The organism is Stenotrophomonas sp. 89682_Sma (assembly GCF_056481405.1).
The window spans coordinates 2,061,129-2,076,777 of the sequence record NZ_CM151147.1 but is presented as its reverse complement, the minus strand read 5'-3'; the positions used below and the strand labels follow the sequence as shown (position 1 = coordinate 2,076,777).

Genomic DNA, 15,649 nt, shown 5'->3' with positions numbered 1-15,649 from the left:
GACCGGTCCGGCTTTCGTGATTCGGCGAGTGCGAATTGTAGCGCTGCCGGGGCGCTCGCGCCAGCGGTTATCGCGCTTCATGAACAGGCGATTGCGCATTCATTTCAATCCGGCGGCGTATGCGGCGCCCGCTGGTAGCGCCGGGCCATGCCCGGCGGAACCGACACCGACGCCGGGCACGGCCCGGCGCTACCGGTTAACGCGGCCCGTCCAGCAGATCCCGCACCCGATAGCTGCCCGGCGCCCGGCCCTGCAGCTGGCGGGCGGCGAACAGGGCGCCGCGGGCGAAGATGTCGCGGTTGGTAGCCCGGTGCACCAGCTCGATGCGCTCGCCCAGCCCAGTGAACTGCACCAGGTGCTCGCCCACGATGTCACCGGCACGCAGGCTGGCGTAGTGCGGCTCCACCCCGCCCCGCTGCGCGGCCGCGCCCAGGGTCAGCGCGGTGCCCGATGGCGCGTCCTTCTTCTGGGTGTGGTGCGATTCGACGATATCGCAGTCCCAGCCGGCCAGCGCCTGCGCCGCGCGCTCCACCAGTTCGTCCAGTACCGCCACGCCCAGGCTGAAGTTCGAGGCCCAGACCAGTGGAATCTTCGCCGCTGCGGCCTCCAGCGCCTGGCGCTGCGTGCTGGAGATGCCGGTGGTGCCCGACACCAGCCCGGCACCCCGCTCCACGCACAACGCCAGCATCGGGTCGAAACCCTCCGGCAGGCTGAAGTCGATCGCCACGTCGAACACCGGCGCGCCGGGCAGTTCGCTGGCACCGAAGAACGGCACGCCGTCGACCACGCGCTGGGCCGGCGCACGGCCGGCCACTGCGGCCACGATCTGCAGGGTTTCGGGATGTTCGGCGGCCAGCCGCAGCAGGGCCTGGCCCATGCGTCCGGAGGCACCGTGAATGAGCAATCGCAGGGGAGTCTGGTTCATGCCTGCAGGCTAGCGGCAGCAAGCCCGCTCGGGCAAGCGCCATCGCTGCTACGCTGCATGCCCTTTCATGCAATGGATGGCAGCTCCCTCATGCAGATCAGCGAACAGCTGGTGCTGGTCACCGGTGCCGGCCGCGGCCTTGGCCAGCACATCGCCCGTGCTTTCGCTGCACAGGGTGCGCGCGTCATCATCAACTACCACCGCAGCGAAGGCACCGCCCGGGCGCTGGCCGCCGAGCTGGGCGGACAGGCAATCGCACTGCCGGCCGACGTCACTGATCGCAGCCAGATCGATGCAATGCTGCAGCATGCCCTGGCCCACTTCGGCCAGGGCGTCACCACGGTGGTCAACAACGCACTCGCAGCGTTCTCGTTCAATGGTGATGCCCGTGACAGTGCCGCCACCATCGGTTGGCCCGCCTTCCAGGCGCAGTTCGAGGGCAGCGTGCGCGGCGCACTGAACACCGTGCAGGCGGCCCTGCCGGGCATGCAGGCCCGGCGTTTCGGCCGCGTCATCAACGTCGGCACCAACCTGTTCCAGAACCCGGTGGTGCCCTACCACGACTACATTGCGGCCAAGGCCGCGCTGCTGTCGCTGACCCGCACCCTGGCCGGCGACCTCGGCCCACACGGGATCACCGTCAACATGCTGTCCGGCGGCCTGCTGCGCACCACCGACGCCAGTGCCGCCACGCCCGAAGCGGTGTTCGATTACATCGCGGCCAACACGCCACTGCGCAGCGTCACCACCCCGGCCGAATTCGCCGATGCCGCACTGCTCTTCGCCAGCCCGTGGTCACGTGCGGTGACCGGGCAGAACCTGATCGTCGATGGCGGACTGGTGCGGGACTGAACCGATGCGCATCTCCGAAGTCAGCCGCCTGACCGGTGCCAGCGCCAAGGCCATCCGACTGTACGAGGCGCGCGGCCTGTTGCCGCCGGTGCCACGACTGAACCGCTACCGCGACTACAGCGAACAGGACGTGGCCTGGGTGCAGCTGATCCGCCAGGCACTGGGGCTGGGTATCACGCTGGCCGCGATCTCGCGCCTGCAGCGCCGCGATGGACGGCTCGACTGGCCAGCGGTGCTGGCCTTGCTGGAGCAGCAGCGCAGTCGCGTTGCCGACGAGCGGGTGCGACTGGCGCAGGTCGAACTTGCGCTGCAGAAGGTCAGCGACGAACTGCAGCAGTGGCTGCACTCCGGCAGCGGCGACTGCGTACTGGAACCCAGCGGCTGCACCACCGGGGTTTGACTCTGCCCCAGGGGCAGACCGCACCCTCGCGCACTTCCCATTGCCCGAGGTTGCCGTGTCCCGTTCCATCCTGATCCTGCTCGGCCATCCCGACCGCGACAGCCTGTGCGGCGCCCTCGTCCAGCGCTACGCCACCGCCGCCGAGAACGCCGGTCACCAGGTACGCCTGATCGCACTGGGCGACCTTGAATTCGATCCGGTGCTGCGGCACGGCTACCGCCAGATCCAGCCACTTGAAGCCGATCTGCAGGACGCCGCCGATGCGATCGAAGCCTGCGATCATCTGGTGCTGGTCTACCCCACCTGGTGGGGTGCAATGCCGGCCCTGCTGAAGGGCTTCTTCGACCGCGTGCTGCTGCCGGGGTACGCCTTCCGCTACCGGCGCGATTCGGTGTGGTGGGACCGGCTGCTGGCCGGACGCAGCGCACGGGTGATCACCACGATGGACACGCCGCCCTGGTATTACCGCTGGATCTACCGCGACCCGGGCGTCGCCCAGATCCGCGCCACCATCCTGCAGTTCTGCGGCATCCGCCCGGTGCGTGTCAGCCGGCTTGGCGCTGTACGCAGCAGTACAGCGGCACAACGCAACCGGTGGCTGGCGCTGGCAGCGGAGCTGGGCTCACGCGCCCGGTAGATCCACGCCATGCGTGGATGAAATGCTGGCCAGTGTTCCGGATGTCGCGTTTGCCAATTGACCGTAAGGCACTGCGCCTCAAGGCTGTGGGCCCGTCTTCCGGCCCAGGCAGAACCCATGAAATCCTCGACCGTCTTCAGCAAGTGCGCGAGGAAGACCGGCTTTGCCGGGACGTCGACGACCCGCTACCGCTTGCTGGATGACGCCCTGCTTGTCGTGAATCACCAGCGCGCCAGCGAAAGCCGGGGCTTCTATGTGAATGCTGGACTCTACTTTCCGGAACTGCTCGAGTATCCCCTCGCGCCTGACGACCTTGAAACGGCTTTCCGGTACCGCTCCAGCATTCCCACGCCCCATGTCGACTGGCGGATCGAAGAAACGCCGGGCCTGCGCCGGACCTTCATCCAGCAGGATCTTGACGATCTGCTGGAGGCCGGCAATCGCGACGCGTTGAAGGCCCTGCTGCTCGATGCCCTGGCCGACGTGGCGGGTTTCGCGGCAGCCCATGGGAACAGGGAATCGGTGCGGCGATTGAACCGGGACGGGAACTTCCGGGCGCTCATCCGCAGAGAGGTTTGAATCCAGAGAGCGTGCGAACCAAGGTTCGCACCCACCAGAGCAGGAAAGCAGCGTCAGTGCTGCTTCGGCGGAGTCGGCCCGCAGCTGTCGCAACCGCCACAAGCGCCACCCCCTCCACTCGCTGGCGGCGCGATCTTCCGCCCCAGCGCCTGCGCCCAGGCCGCGCGGCCCGGCTTCAGCAAGGCCAGCGCCAACGCGCCGCGCAGCTTGCGCACCGTGCCGGGGAACTGCTTCTTCAGCACCACCCAGGCACTGACCAGCACGGCCACCGCGATGATCAGGTACTGGATCAGCAGGCCGGTATCCATCAACCGCCTCCCAGCGCCCTGGTCACCTGGTAGGTGATCAGCGCGGCCACATAGGCCGCTGCGAACAGGTAGAACGCGGCGAAGCCCATCTGCTTCCACGAGTTGGTCTCGCGCTTGATGGTGGCCAGCGTCGAGATGCACATCGGGGCGTAGATGTACCAGACCAGCAGCGACAGCGCGGTCGCCAGCGACCAGCCATCGCTGATCAGCGGGGTCAGCGCCTGGCTGGCGGCATCATCATCGGCCGCGGACAGCGCGTAGACCGTGGCCAGCGACGATACTGCCACTTCGCGCGCGGCCAGGCCCGGGATCAGTGCGATGCAGATCTGCCAGTTGAAGCCCAGCGGCGCGAAGAACACGGCCATCGCATGGCCGATCTGGCCGGCGTAGCTGTAGTCGATGGCCGGCATCGTGGCGCCAGCGGGAGCCGCCGGGAACGACAGCAGCACCCACAGCAGGATGGTCAGCGCCAGGATGATGCCACCGACGCGCTTGAGGAAGATCATGCCGCGCTCGTACAGGCCGACCGCCAGGTCACGCACATGTGGCAGCCGGTACGACGGCAGTTCCAGCATCAGCGGATGCTCACTCTTGTCGCGGCGCCACTTCTTCATGATCCACGACATCGCCAGCGCGCTGAGGATGCCGGCCGCGTACAGGCCGAACAGGACCAGGCCCTGCTGGTTGAACACGCCCCACACCGTCTTCTGCGGAATGAACGCACCGATCAGCAGCGCGTACACCGGCAGGCGTGCGGAACAGGTCATCAGCGGCGCAACCAGGATCGTGGCCAGGCGGTCACGCGGGTCCTGGATGCTGCGCGTGGACATGATGCCCGGTACCGCGCAGGCGAAGCTGGACAGCAGCGGGATGAACGAACGGCCGGACAGCCCGGCGGCCGCCATCATGCGGTCCAGCAGGAACGCCGCGCGCGGCAGGTAGCCGGATTCCTCCAGCACCAGGATGAAGAAGAACAGGATCAGGATCTGCGGCAGGAACACCACCACGCCACCGACACCAGCGATGATGCCGTCGGTCAGCAGGCTGGCCAGCGGACCTTCCGGCAGCACGCTGCCGACAAACTCGCCCAGCCAGGCAAAGCCGGCTTCGATGCCGTCCATCAACGGCGTGGCCCAGGCGTACACCGCCTGGAAGATCAGGAACATCACCACCGCCAGGCTGACCAGGCCGAACACCGGGTGCAGCAGCCAACGGTCCAGTGCGTCGTCGATCTTCGCGGTCCGCGCCGGCATCCGCACGGCGACCGACAGGATCTCGCGCACCTTGGCATGGTAGTCGATGCCACCTTCCGGGCCCGGCACCGGTGCATCCAGGTGCGGCACCATCGCATCGAGGCGCTCGACCAGCGCCTTGGCTCCCTGCTTGCGCACCGCCACGGTCTCCACCACCGGCACGCCCAGCTCGCGCTCCAGCGCGGCCACGTCCACCTGGATCCCGCGGCGCTGGGCCGCATCGACCATGTTCAGCGCCACCACCATTGGCTTGCCCAGCTCCCGTAGTTCCAGCGCGAAACGCAGGTGCAGGCGCAGGTTGGTGGCGTCGATCACGCACAGCAGCACATCCGGCGCGGCTTCGCCCGGGTAGAAGCCCCGGCACAGGTCGCGGGTGATCGCCTCGTCCAGGCTGGCCGGATGCAGGCTGTAGGCGCCCGGAAGGTCGAGTACCGCGAACTCGCGGCCGGACGGCGCACGCAGGCGGCCTTCCTTGCGCTCGACGGTGACGCCGGTGTAGTTGGCAACCTTCTGCCGGCTGCCGGTCAGCTGGTTGAACAGAGCGGTCTTGCCGCTGTTGGGGTTACCGACCAGCGCAACGCGCAGGGGCGCGGTAGTGGCAGTAGCAGTCATGCGCGTCGTTCCTGGCTGGCGGCGTCGACCACGACCCGCTTGGCTTCACTGATCCGCAGCGCGAAACGGGTGAACCCGACCTGCACCAGCAGCGGCTCTCCCCCCACCGGGCCCTTGGCCACCAGGCGTACTTCCTCGCCCTTCACGAAACCCAGCTCGCGCAGGCGACGGGCGATGGCATCGTTGGCATGCAGGTCCTGCACGGACTCGACCACGGCCGAGGTGTGCAGCGGCAGTTCGGACAGCGTCATCTAGCGTGTTCTCTGCTGGATGTAAATGGTTCTCGATTCTAACATTCCCGCGTCGCGTCATGGCCCATGACCAATGGCCCGCTATGATCCATACAGGTATGGAGTGACCCTGGAATCCCATGAACGATGCTTTGCAGATCGAGCGCAACGGCGCCGCCCTCACCCTCTGGCTGAACCGGCCGGAGCTGCACAACGCCTTTGACGCCAGCCTGATCGCCCGGCTGACCGCCGCGCTGGAGGCCGCCGGCCGCGATGATTCGGTCCGGGCAGTGGTGGTGGCCGGCCACGGCGCCTCCTTCTCGGCCGGTGCCGACATGCAGTGGATGCGCGGCATGGCGGCGGCCAGCGAGGCCGACAACCGCGAGGACTCGCTGGCGCTGGCACGGCTGATGCGCACCCTGGACGAGCTGCCCAAGCCGACCCTGGCCCGGGTCCATGGCGCGGCCTTCGGCGGCGGCGTCGGCCTGGTCGCCTGCTGCGACATCGCCATCGCCAGCACCTCCGCCCGCTTCGGCCTGACCGAAAGCCGCCTCGGCCTGCTGCCGGCGGTGATCTCGCCCTATGTGATCGAGGCCATCGGCCCCCGCCAAGCCCGCCGCTGGTTCGCCACCGGCGAGCATTTCGACGCCGACACCGCGCTGCGCATCGGCCTGGTCCACCAGCTGGTCGAGCCCGAACGCCTGGACGAGGCCGTGCAACGCCAGCTGGCCCTGCTCGACAAGGCCGGCCCGATCGCCTCGTCCACCGCCAAGCAGCTGGTGCGCCAGGTCCGCGACAGCCATGACCGCGACACCCTGGATCGCGATAATGCCGCCCTGATCGCGCGCCTGCGGGTGTCCGCCGAGGGCCAGGAAGGCCTGGGCGCCTTCCTCGACAAGCGCGCGCCCCACTGGGTCACGGAAGCCTGAACATGCTCGATCATCTTGGTTTGACCAGCGCCGACCTGGCGCGCAGCAAGGCCTTCTTCCTGCAGGCACTGGCGCCGTTGCAGATCGGCGTGGTGATGGAAGTGACCGCCGAACAGACCGGCGCGCACGACCACATCGGCTTCGGCAGCGACGGCAAGCCGTTCTTCTGGCTTGGCAATGGCGGCACCGCCAGCCATGGCGTGCACGTGGCCTTCGCCTGCGCCAGCCGCGACCAGGTGGACGCCTTCCATGCCGCCGCCCTCGCCGCCGGTGGCCGCGACAACGGCGCCCCGGGCCTGCGCCCGTGGTACCACCCGGACTACTACGGCGCCTTCGTGCTGGACCCGGACGGCAACAACATCGAGGCGGTCTGCCACCGCCCTGCCGATGGGGCAACCGCATGAGCGACTACGTCCGCATCGTCGAGGTCGGGCCGCGTGACGGCCTGCAGAACGAAAAGCAGTCGGTCTCCACCGGCGACAAGATCGAACTGATCAACCGCCTGTCGGCCACCGGCCTGCGCAGCATCGAGGCGACCAGCTTCGTCAGCCCGAAGTGGATCCCGCAGCTGGCCGATGCCGCCGAGGTCTACGCCGGCATCCAGCGCCGGCCCGGCATCCACTACCCGGTACTGGTGCCGAACGAACAGGGCTACGACCGCGCCCGTGCGGTGGGCGTGGAGGAAGTGGCGGTGTTCACCGCCGCCTCCGAGGCGTTCAACCGCACCAACACCAATGCTGGCATCGACGAGTCGCTGGCCCGCTTTGAACCGATCCTGCGCCGTGCGTCCGCCGATGGCGTGCGCGTGCGCGGCTACGTCTCCACCGTGCTCGGCTGCCCCTACCAGGGTGAAGTGCCGCTGGCTGATGTGGTGCGCGTTGCACGCGCCCTGCACCAGATGGGCTGTTACGAAATTTCGCTGGGCGACACCATCGGCGTCGGCACCCCACGCAAGGCACGGGCGATGCTGCAGGCGGTTGCCGCCGAGATTCCGATGACGGCACTGGCCGTGCACTTCCACGACACCTACGGCCAGGCCATCGCCAATATCGCCACCTGCCTGGAAGAAGGCGTGCGCGTGGTCGACAGCGCGGTGTCCGGTGCCGGTGGCTGCCCGTATGCCAAGGGCGCCAGCGGCAACGTCGCCAGCGAGGATGTGGTCTACCTGCTGCAGGGCCTGGGCCTGGACAGCGGCGTGGACCTGCCGGCACTGGCCGAGACCGGCCGCTGGCTGGCCGGCCTGCTCGGCCGCGCCACTGCCAGCCGCACCGGCCAGGCACTGGCCGCCGCCAGCTGACCGGTGCACTGCGCCGCTCTGCACCGGCGGCGCAGTGCACAACAGCGGCGGTCACGGCTTCCGTTAGAATCGGCGGTTCTCGAACCTGCAGGACCGTTCAATGCAGCTGTCTTCCGTACGTGCCGTGATCACTGGCGGCGTCTCCGGCCTCGGCCTGGCCGTGGCCCAGCACCTCGTCGCCCAGGGCGGCAAGGTGGCCCTGTTCGACCTCAACGACGACAAGGGTGCAGCCGCCGTTGCCGGGCTGGGTGCCGACAAGGCCCGCTATTTCAACGTCAACGTCAGCGATGAGGCGGCCGTGGCTGCGGCCATCGACCAGGCCCACGATTTCCTCGGTGGCCTGAACGTGGCGATGAACTGCGCCGGCATCCTCGGCGCCGGCCGCGTGCTGGGCAAGGAAGGCCCGATGCCGCTGGCTGGCTTCCAGGGCACGGTGATGGTCAACCTGGTCGGCAGCTTCAACGTCGCCAAGGCCGCGGCCAATCGCATGCAGCACAACGCCGCCGGTACCGACGGCGAGCGCGGCGTGATCATCAACACCGCCAGCATCGCTGCCTATGAAGGCCAGATCGGCCAGGCCGCGTATGCCGCCAGCAAGGGCGGCGTGGTCTCGATGACGCTGCCGATGGCGCGCGAACTCTCGCGCTTTGGCATCCGCGTCAATACGATTGCACCTGGCGTGTTCTGGACGCCGATGGTCGACGGCATGCCCGAGGCCGTGCAGCAGTCGCTGGCCGCCTCGATCCCGTTCCCGTCGCGCCTGGGCAAGCCGGAAGACTTCGCCAGCCTGGTCGGCTTCATCCTCGGCAACACCTACCTCAACGGCGAGACCATCCGCCTGGACGGCGCTACCCGCCTCGCTCCGAAGTGATTCCCCCCGGGCGCCGGGACGGCGCCCTCCCCCAACGACCTAGATCACCATGAAAGCCAACGACATCAAGAAGGGCAACGTCGTCGAGTACAACAACGGCGTGTACCAGATCCGCGACATCGAGCGCAGCTCGCCGCAGGGTCGCGGCGGCAACGTCCGCTTCCGCTTCATCATGTACAGCGTGCCGGGCGGCAACAAGCTCGATGCCAGCTTCGATGCCGACGACAACCTGGTCGAGGTCGAACTGCTGCGCCGCCAGTCCACCTATTCGTACAAGGACGGTGATGCCTTCGTGTTCCTCGATGACGAGGACTACACCCCCTACACCCTGGACGCGGACGTGATCGGCGATGACGCCGGCTACATCACCGACGGCCTGACCGGCATCTACGTGCAGGTGATCGACGAGCAGCCGGTGGCGATCCAGCTGCCGGCCTCGGTGGTGCTGGAAGTGATCGAGACGCCGCCGGAGCTGAAGGGTGGCACCGCCACCAAGCGCCCGAAGCCGGCCAAGCTCAACACCGGCATCGAGATCATGGTGCCGGAGTACATCGTCAACGGCGAGCGCGTGCTGGTGAACACCGCCACCGGCGAATTCGCCGGCCGTGCCGACTAAGCGCCTCGCGCTGATCGGCTGCCTGTCCCTGCTTGCGGCGTGCTCGCCGCAGGCAGCGGACAGCGCTGCCGATGCCGATGCCGCGCCGAAGGCCACGCCGGCCGTGACGGCCGCACCTGCGGCGGAGGCACCGGCCGCCGTCGAGCCCACCGCCGAAGCGGAGCCCGCTACCGACCGGCCTTCGGGCGATGACGACCTGGACAAGGCACGTGCAGCCGCAGGCTGTCCGGTCCCGGAGGATGTGTATGACGTCGACGACGTGCGCATCTACTGCGCGATGCCGGCCGACGTCCAGGCCTTCCTCGCGCGCGAGAACACCTGCCAGCACTTCGCAGGTGAAGAGGCGTACGACGACGAGCGTCGCCGCGAGCTGGAAGAAGCCAACGCCCAGTACTGCGAAGGCCGCGAGAAGAACTTCACCGATCTGGTCACGCGTCATCGCGGCGACTGTGCGATCCGCGCAGCGCTGATCGGGATCAACACACGCTATGACCTGGACTTCGATCTAGACCTGAAGCCCTGCGCGGGCTGACCCCTCGATGATGTAGAGCCGAGCGTGGGCTCGGCTCTACAGATGCCTTATGGCTGCTTCGCGCCGAAATTGCCGCATCCGTGGTACTGGCGGGTGCCGATGGTCAGGTTCACCTTGGCATCGAATGCCTCGCCACTCATGTCATCCTGGCAGGTGGTGCGCTGGAAGCTGAGCTTCACGTCGGTACCGTCGGACGCCTTGCCACTCCAGCCGTCAGCGCCTTCGGTGGGCTTGGCCACATCGAAGCGGCGCTCGCCATAGTCGACTTCCACCTGCAGGCCCGGCGTGTCGCCATCAACGACCGCAAGCCACCCCGGCTCGTTGCCGGTGGCACGGAACGCGGCGTTGCCAGCACTGCCATCGCCTTCAGTGGCTTCGACCGCATGGCACTCGCGATCGGCTTCGCCCTTCAGGCTCAACAGGCCGTCATCGCTGCCCTTGGTCCAGAAGCTGTTGCCCTGGCCATCGCCATACTTGGCGCCGGATGCCGCGCGTTCGGAGGTCATGGCGAAGGTGCGGTCGCCGATCACCACCGTGGCTGCATCCTCGCCACTGAAGGTCGCGCGCACGCTCAGATCACCACACTGGTAGGCGGTCTCGCTGCTACCTTCGGTGCTGGCGCCCGGCGGCGGCGTAGCAGGCGGGGCATCATTGCCGCCTGCGGCGGGCGGCGGGGCCGGCTGGCACGCGGCCAGCACCAACCCGAGGGAGGCTGCCAACAGACTGGGAACTACACGCATGGCTCGACTCCTTGTCGACACTACAGAGAGGCTCGACCCTACCACCTCGCGGTGAGCAGGGCCTGAAAGCGGCCTGACCGCACTCATGCGGCCAGTACCGCCATCGACAACAGCTGCGCACCGCTTTCGCCGGAACTGCAGGTCCACACCCGCAGCAGCCGCAGTTTCAGCTCGCGCTCCTGGCCCTGCGCGCGCACCGACAAGCGCACGTCGCTGGACAACAATGCCAGGCGTCCGCACAGCAGCTTTTCCACAGCGTACGACTGCAGGCTGCGCACCTGCAGGTTTCCGGCCAGCCAGTCGCCCAGCCAGGGCAGATCGAGCAAGCGCCCGCCCTGCCCGTCCATCATGAACAATGCCGGCGACACCAGCGCGGTCAGCGCATCGTGGTCGTCATCCAGCAATGCCTGCCGCAGGCGCTGTTCCAGCGCTGCCAGCTGCCGCTCATGCAGGTCTTCAACGATGTCCCGTTCCATCCACGGATCCTTCCGGCATCGGCCGGCGCCTGCGCAGGCGTTGCGCGATCCACTGCCGCGCGCCCTGCACCACTACATAGAAGACCGGTACGAAGAACACCGCCAGCACCGTCGCACTGACCATGCCGCCGAACACACCGGTTCCAATCGCCTGCTGGGTTTCCTTCGACGCGCCCTGCGCCAGCATCAGCGGCACCACGCCCAGCGCGAACGCCAGCGAGGTCATCACGATCGGCCGCAGGCGCAGCCGCGCCGCCTCCAGCGCTGCTTCAACCAGGCCGCGACCCTGCTGCTGCAGCTGCCGCGCGAACTCGACGATGAGGATCGCGTTCTTCGCCGACAGCCCGATCACGGTGATCATGCCGACTTTGAAGAACACATCGTTGGGCATGCCGCGCAACAACACGGCGGCGACCGCGCCGAGCAGGCCCAATGGCACCACCAGCATCACCGCCAGCGGAATCGACCAGCTCTCGTACAGTGCCGCCAGCACCAGGAACACCACCAGCATCGACAACAGCAGCAGCCACGGCGCCTGCGCCCCCGACTCACGTTCCTGCAGCGACTGGCTGGTCCACTGCAGGGCGAAGCCGGACGGCAGTCTTTCGGCCAGCCGCTCCATTTCGGCCATCGCCTGGCCGGTCGATACGCCGGACGCCGGTGCACCGGACAGGTTCAGCGCCGGGAAGCCGAGATAGCGCTGCAGCTGCAGTGGCGCCTCGGTCCAGTGCGGGGTCACCAGCTCCGACAACGCCACCATGCCGCCTTCGCTGTTGCGCACGTACAGCTTCAGCACGTCCTCCAGTTCCATGCGGTGCGGTGCGTCGGCCTGCAGGATCACCTGCTGCAACCGGCCCTTGTTGGGGAAGTCATTGACGTACTGCGAGCCCATCGCAGCCGACAGCGTGCTGCTGATGTGTTCGAAGCCCACGCCCATCGCCTCGGCCTTGGCACGGTCGATATCCAGCCGCACGCTGGTACCTGCTGGCAGGCCATCGGCATGCACCTCGGACAGCAGCGGACTGGCCTCGGCCAGCTTCAGCAGCTGCTGCAGGGCCGCGCGCAGCTCGGCCTGGCTCTGCCCGGTACGCGCCTGCAGGGCGAGCGAGAACCCGGACGAACGACCCAGGCTGTCGATCGCCGGCGGCATCACGCTCATCACCTCGCCCTCGGCAATCGTGGCCATCGCCTTCTGCGCGGCCTCCACCTCAGCGGCCGCGGTGGCGCCTGCGCGCTCGCCCCAGTCCTTCAGCATGGTGTAGGTCAGCGCCGCGCTCGGGCCGGAGCCAGAGAAGCTGTAGCCAAGGATCGACTGATTGGAGCCGATGCCCGGGCGCGAGGCTACATGCCGTTCGTAGGCTTCGACCACGGCCAGCGTGCGCTCGGCGGTCGCTTCGGCCGGCAGCTGGATCGAGGTCATGAAATAGCCTTGGTCTTCTTCCGGCAGGAATGCACCCGGCAACCAGTGCAGGCCCAGCAACAGCGCCACTACCAGTGCGGCGAACACGCCCATCACCCGCCCGCTTCGCTGCAACACGGAGGCCACGCCACGCTGGTAGCGCCCGGTCATCGCCTCGAAGCCACGATTGAAGGCGCCGAACAGACCGCCCCGACCATGGTGGCCATGGGTGTTCGGGCGCAGCAGGGTCGCGCACAGCGCCGGCGTCAGGCTCAATGCCAGGAGCGCCGAAAACAGGATCGACACTGCCATCGCCACGGTGAACTGGCGGTAGATCGCGCCCACCGAGCCGCTGGCCAGCGCCATCGGAATGAACACCGCGGTCAGTACCAGGGTGATGCCGATCACCGCACCGGTCAGCTCGCGCATCGCCTTGATGGTGGCCTCGCGCGGCGGCAGGCCCTCCTCGGCCATGATCCGTTCCACGCCCTCGACCACCACGATCGCGTCGTCGACGATGATGCCGATCGCCAGCACCATGCCGAACATGGTCAGCACGTTGATCGAGAAGCCCAGCGCCAGCATCACCGCGAAGGTACCCAGCAGCGCGATCGGTGCGACCAACGCTGGAATCAGCGTGTAGCGCCAGTTCTGCAGGAACAGGTACATCACCGCGAACACCAGCAGCATCGCCTCCAGCAGCGTCTGCACCACCTTCTGGATCGAGATCTTGACGAACGGCGCGGTGTCGAACGGAATGCTCGATTCCACGCCGCGCGGCAGCAGCGGCGCCAGTTCGGCCATGCGCTCACGCACCGCCGACGCGGTGCGCACCGCGTTCGCGCCGGGACGCAGCTGCACGCCGGCGGCGGTGGCCGGATGGCCGTCCTCACGGGTGCCCCAGGCATAGCTTTGCGCGCCCAGCTCGACGCGGGCGACATCGCCCAGCACCACCCGTGAACCGTCGGCCCCGGCACGCAGCACGATGGCGGCGAACTGTTCAGGGGTCGACAATTGGCCATCGGCGCTCAACGGTACGGTGATGCGCTGGCCCGGCACGCCCGGCGAATCGCCGATGCGTCCCGGCGAGATCTCCAGGTTCTGCTGCTCGATGGCGGTGGCCACATCGCCCATGGTCAGGCCGTAGCCGGTCAACCGGGTCGGGTCCAGCCACACGCGCATCGCCTGCTCGGCACCGAACAGCTGCACGCGGCCGACGCCATCGATGCGGCGCAGCTCTTCGATGATGTTGCGCGCCATGAAATCGCCCAGCGCCGCCTCGCTGACGCTGGCATCCGGCGAACGCAGGCCGACCAGCATCAGGAAGCCGGAATCGGCGGCCTCCACGAACAGGCCGTTCTGGCGCACGCTGCGCGGCAGGCGCGGCTCGATCGCCTTGATCCGGTTCTGCACGTCCACCTGCGCCAGCTCCGGGTTGGTACCTGGCTTGAAGGTCGCAGTGATCGAGGCTTCGCCGGAGGTGTCCACCGATGACTCGAAGTACAGCAGGTGCTTGACGCTGGACAGCTCGCGCTCGATCAGGCCGACCACCGCGTCATTCAGCGTCTGCGGGCTCGCACCCGGGTAACTGGCGTAGATGCTGACGCTGGGCGGCGCCACCGCCGGATAGCGCTCCACTGCCAGCCGCGGGATCGCCAGCACACCGGCCAGGATGATGAAGATCGCCAGCACCCAGGCGAACACCGGGCGATCGATGAAGAAACGTGCCATGTTGGATTTTCCTGGAGGGACCGGCCCGGTAGAGGCTCAGCCCTTGCTGCCGGCCTGCACGGCACCGGCGCCTGCGACCGGCAGCTGCCAGTCGCGCGCATCGACCACCACACCTTCCTGCAGGCGCTCCTGGCCCTCGACCACCACCTTCTCACCCGCCTTGAGGCCAGTGCGCACCAGCCACTGGCGATCGACGCTGCCGTCGACCTCCAGCGTGCGGATCACCGCCTTGCCATCACCCGCGATCACCCAGGCATAGGCCTGGCCGCCGGCGCTGCGCAGCACGGCCTGCTGCGGCACGGTCAATGCGCTGGCGGGCGCGCCACGTGGCACCCTTGCGCGCACATACATGCCGGGCAGCAGCTGCCGCTGCGGGTTGTCGACCAGGATGCGCAGGATTACGTCACCCGTCCGCGCATCGACGTTGATGCCGGAGAACAGCAGCTGGCCGCGCTCGGACAGCGGCTTGCCGGCGGCACCGATGATCGTCACCGGCAGCTCGCCACCACCGGCGGCACTGCGCTGCAGCGACTCCAGCTGCGCCGCCGGCTGGCGCACATCGACGTAGACCTGGTCGATCTGCTGTACCACCGCCATCGGCTCGGCATCGGCCACGCCGACCAGTGCGCCTTCGGTCACCAGCGCCTGGTCGATGCGGCCGGCAATCGGTGCACTGACCGTGGCATAGCGCAGGTCGAGCTGCCGGCGGGCCAGGATCGCGCGCGCTTCATTCACCGCCGCGCGCGCCTGCTCGTACTCGGCACTGGCGTCGTCGCGATGCTGCTGGCTGACCGCCTGCGCGGCAGCCAGGGCGTGCAGGCGCTGCGACTGCACGCGACTGCGACCCAGGGCTGCCTCACTGCGCTGCAGCGCGGCCAGTGCCGAGTCGACATCGGCACGGAACGCCGCCGGATCGATCTGGAACAGGGCCTGGCCGGCGCTCACTTCCGCACCCTGCTCAAACAGCCGGCGCTGCACGATGCCGCCGACCTGCGCACGGATCTGTGCGGTACGCACGGCGGCCACGCGGCCGGGCAATTCATCGTCGCGCTGCACGACCTGCGGGCCGACAGTGACCACGCTGACGCGCGGTGTGGCTTCGGGCGTGGCTTCGGGGGCGGAGCAGGCCGTCATGGCCAGGGCGAGGGCCGCGATCAACGCGACCGGAGTCCTGAAGGTTCTCATTGCTGTGCACAATGCCGCGCGGGCGGCTGATAGGTTCTGAAGCGCGCAGTCTGCGGGGCGATGATGGGGTTTCGATG

18 protein-coding genes are annotated in these 15,649 nt (G+C 68.1%); 10 read left to right on the top strand and 8 right to left on the bottom strand.

Annotated features, from left to right (window positions below):
* Window positions 1-196: 196 nt before the first annotated feature.
* Window positions 197-877, bottom strand: a complete 681-nt coding sequence (locus tag ACZK29_RS09705; RefSeq protein WP_288468860.1) for a 4-hydroxy-tetrahydrodipicolinate reductase — start codon at window positions 875-877, stop codon at window positions 197-199.
* A gap of 138 nt (window positions 878-1,015) precedes the next feature.
* Here ACZK29_RS09705 and ACZK29_RS09700 point away from each other — a divergent pair, with 138 nt between their 5' ends.
* The 4 genes from ACZK29_RS09700 (at window position 1,016) to ACZK29_RS09685 (ending at window position 3,393) form a co-directional block, all read left to right on the top strand.
* Window positions 1,016-1,777, top strand: a complete 762-nt coding sequence (locus ACZK29_RS09700) for a 3-oxoacyl-ACP reductase (RefSeq protein WP_478446988.1) — start codon at window positions 1,016-1,018, stop codon at window positions 1,775-1,777.
* Window positions 1,778-1,781: 4 nt separating this feature from the next.
* Complete coding sequence (locus tag ACZK29_RS09695; RefSeq protein ID WP_459047672.1) at window positions 1,782-2,177, top strand: MerR family transcriptional regulator; 396 nt, start codon at window positions 1,782-1,784, stop codon at window positions 2,175-2,177.
* A gap of 55 nt (window positions 2,178-2,232) precedes the next feature.
* A complete protein-coding gene (locus tag ACZK29_RS09690) occupies window positions 2,233-2,814 on the top strand; it encodes an NAD(P)H-dependent oxidoreductase (protein ID WP_478446987.1) in 582 nt (193 codons plus the stop codon).
* Window positions 2,815-2,931: 117 nt separating this feature from the next.
* Window positions 2,932-3,393 carry a DUF4304 domain-containing protein gene (locus ACZK29_RS09685; RefSeq protein WP_111204712.1) on the top strand — a complete coding sequence of 154 codons (462 nt, stop codon included), beginning with the start codon at window positions 2,932-2,934 and terminating at the stop codon, window positions 3,391-3,393.
* A 53-nt stretch (window positions 3,394-3,446) separates the two neighbouring features.
* Here the strand turns inward: ACZK29_RS09685 and ACZK29_RS09680 are convergent, their stop codons facing one another.
* The 3 genes from ACZK29_RS09680 to ACZK29_RS09670 are packed head-to-tail and all read right to left on the bottom strand — an operon-like array spanning window position 3,447 to window position 5,817.
* Window positions 3,447-3,701 (bottom strand): DUF6587 family protein, encoded by a 255-nt coding sequence (locus ACZK29_RS09680; protein WP_111204713.1) that lies wholly within the window; start codon window positions 3,699-3,701, stop codon window positions 3,447-3,449.
* Window positions 3,701-5,566: a ferrous iron transporter B gene (feoB, locus tag ACZK29_RS09675; protein WP_288468848.1), complete on the bottom strand. Its 1,866-nt coding sequence runs from the start codon at window positions 5,564-5,566 to the stop codon at window positions 3,701-3,703. Before feoB ends, ACZK29_RS09680 begins: the two co-directional genes overlap by 1 nt.
* Window positions 5,563-5,817: a FeoA family protein gene (locus ACZK29_RS09670; RefSeq protein ID WP_005409473.1), complete on the bottom strand. Its 255-nt coding sequence runs from the start codon at window positions 5,815-5,817 to the stop codon at window positions 5,563-5,565. The genes feoB and ACZK29_RS09670 overlap by 4 nt, the downstream gene beginning before the upstream one ends.
* A gap of 119 nt (window positions 5,818-5,936) precedes the next feature.
* Here ACZK29_RS09670 and ACZK29_RS09665 point away from each other — a divergent pair, with 119 nt between their 5' ends.
* The 6 genes from ACZK29_RS09665 (at window position 5,937) to ACZK29_RS09640 (ending at window position 10,041) form a co-directional block, all read left to right on the top strand.
* Window positions 5,937-6,725 (top strand): enoyl-CoA hydratase/isomerase family protein, encoded by a 789-nt coding sequence (locus tag ACZK29_RS09665; RefSeq protein WP_459047671.1) that lies wholly within the window; start codon window positions 5,937-5,939, stop codon window positions 6,723-6,725.
* 2 nt (window positions 6,726-6,727) lie between these two features.
* Window positions 6,728-7,129: a VOC family protein gene (locus tag ACZK29_RS09660; protein WP_111204716.1), complete on the top strand. Its 402-nt coding sequence runs from the start codon at window positions 6,728-6,730 to the stop codon at window positions 7,127-7,129.
* Window positions 7,126-8,022 carry a hydroxymethylglutaryl-CoA lyase gene (locus ACZK29_RS09655; RefSeq protein ID WP_111204717.1) on the top strand — a complete coding sequence of 299 codons (897 nt, stop codon included), beginning with the start codon at window positions 7,126-7,128 and terminating at the stop codon, window positions 8,020-8,022. The genes ACZK29_RS09660 and ACZK29_RS09655 overlap by 4 nt, the downstream gene beginning before the upstream one ends.
* A gap of 100 nt (window positions 8,023-8,122) precedes the next feature.
* A complete protein-coding gene (locus tag ACZK29_RS09650; RefSeq protein ID WP_111204718.1) occupies window positions 8,123-8,893 on the top strand; it encodes an SDR family oxidoreductase in 771 nt (256 codons plus the stop codon).
* A gap of 49 nt (window positions 8,894-8,942) precedes the next feature.
* A complete protein-coding gene (gene yeiP, locus ACZK29_RS09645; RefSeq protein ID WP_005409468.1) occupies window positions 8,943-9,509 on the top strand; it encodes an elongation factor P-like protein YeiP in 567 nt (188 codons plus the stop codon).
* Window positions 9,499-10,041 carry a hypothetical protein gene (locus tag ACZK29_RS09640; RefSeq protein ID WP_111204719.1) on the top strand — a complete coding sequence of 181 codons (543 nt, stop codon included), beginning with the start codon at window positions 9,499-9,501 and terminating at the stop codon, window positions 10,039-10,041. The genes yeiP and ACZK29_RS09640 overlap by 11 nt, the downstream gene beginning before the upstream one ends.
* 47 nt (window positions 10,042-10,088) lie before the next feature.
* On the opposite strand, the gene ACZK29_RS09635 is transcribed toward ACZK29_RS09640, so the two are convergent.
* The 4 genes from ACZK29_RS09635 to ACZK29_RS09620 form a co-directional block, all read right to left on the bottom strand.
* A complete protein-coding gene (locus ACZK29_RS09635) occupies window positions 10,089-10,781 on the bottom strand; it encodes a COG3650 family protein (RefSeq protein WP_111204720.1) in 693 nt (230 codons plus the stop codon).
* Window positions 10,782-10,864: 83 nt separating this feature from the next.
* Window positions 10,865-11,257 (bottom strand): nuclear transport factor 2 family protein, encoded by a 393-nt coding sequence (locus ACZK29_RS09630; RefSeq protein ID WP_478446986.1) that lies wholly within the window; start codon window positions 11,255-11,257, stop codon window positions 10,865-10,867.
* Window positions 11,238-14,387: a multidrug efflux RND transporter permease subunit gene (locus ACZK29_RS09625; RefSeq protein ID WP_111204722.1), complete on the bottom strand. Its 3,150-nt coding sequence runs from the start codon at window positions 14,385-14,387 to the stop codon at window positions 11,238-11,240. The genes ACZK29_RS09630 and ACZK29_RS09625 overlap by 20 nt, the downstream gene beginning before the upstream one ends.
* A gap of 36 nt (window positions 14,388-14,423) precedes the next feature.
* Window positions 14,424-15,572, bottom strand: coding sequence for an efflux RND transporter periplasmic adaptor subunit (locus ACZK29_RS09620; RefSeq protein WP_111204723.1), 1,149 nt, complete (start codon window positions 15,570-15,572; stop codon window positions 14,424-14,426).
* Window positions 15,573-15,649 lie beyond the last annotated feature (77 nt).